1 protein-coding gene is annotated in these 1241 nt (G+C 37.4%); it reads right to left on the bottom strand.

All coding sequences use genetic code 11. The features are described 5' to 3' along the window. Positions 1 to 1004: DUF8370 family protein (locus DSM106972_RS50945; RefSeq protein ID WP_127087848.1), on the bottom strand; the 1004-nt coding region annotated here is incomplete at its 3' end. Between the last annotated feature and the right edge of the window lie 237 nt (positions 1005 to 1241).

Raw genomic sequence — 1241 nt, 5'->3', positions numbered from 1 at the left:
GAGAAGTGTTTGCATATAGCATCTAAAATTTTCTCATTGGATTCGTCCTTTAAATCTCTAAGATTCAGAGGAAACCGAGTAGCATAATCTTTGGCGCTGTCATGCCATCTAAACTCACCTTTTGGGTCTTTTGTGAAATCATATGGACTTGCAGATTTTTCTTTGTACCGATTGAGCAGGTCTTTCATTAATTCAGGCTTTTCGAGAATAAGCCTTTTAAACTTATCTTTATTCCTGACAACCTCCTTCCATGTTGGGGAATCAAACCACAATTTACCAATTATTTGATTTACATATTTTCTAAGCTCTTCGTTATGAAATTTTATATAATCTGCACCTGTCCATGAATAAGCAAGTGGAAGAGAAGTGAGTATATCTTGCGGTACTAGAAGAACACCGTAAGTTGAGTAGCAAGGTAAACCAAAAAAACACTGACCGCCTATCACTGTTGGACCAGGAGCTTTTGGTAGATTCAAGGATTCAGCAACTCCGCGAGAAAATCGAGCTAACTCAGGAAGTAATATACGAATTACCATATCGCTGATTCTATCTGAACCAAAACCTTGTTCAAAAAGTCCAGTAAGCTCAAAAATCACCGGGTCTAGTATTCCTTGCCTGACAAGCTCTACAACAGTAAGAGACAAATTATTTGCTAGCTTGGCTCCAATTCCTTTACCCCCATTATGATTAATTGAATATCCTAAGCCTGCAAGCGGAATTTCAGAAAACGTAAGTTTTTCAACTATTGCCTCAAATTTCCCCTTTCCCTCAATAACATTCAATACATCCTCTAGCACATCATCAAAGTAGCTCGTAACTTTTTCATACGAATTTTTTAGTTCATCAACAGAAGTTTTTTCTAGCAGCCTTGGATCCACGTAAAACTTTGAGTCTATCTCAATGAATCCGTTAAAAACATTGTGCTTTCTTAGTTCGACAGCATCAACCTCAAATACATCACTAACTCTTTTGGGCATATCTCTACATTTTTTGAATACTAACATTTTAAGCAGTGATAAACCAAATTGTCTTTAATTTGTCAGTGGCGCCTTTCGTCGTAGCTGTGCTGAAGCCAAAACATAATTACAGCTTCGCTCTTCATTTTCAACATGCATCATTTTTTAACAACTATAGTTGCCTATAACGTTATAGGCAGAAAATCCCTGCTTAGTCGTCCTATGCGAGCGAACAAAGACTCCAAATCTCTATAACCGCTTACTACACGTCTATGTGGCTCTTAA

It is taken from the genome of Dulcicalothrix desertica PCC 7102 (assembly GCF_003991905.1).
Classification (GTDB): domain Bacteria; phylum Cyanobacteriota; class Cyanobacteriia; order Cyanobacteriales; family Nostocaceae; genus Dulcicalothrix; species Dulcicalothrix desertica.
This window is presented reverse-complemented; position numbering and strand designations above follow the sequence as displayed.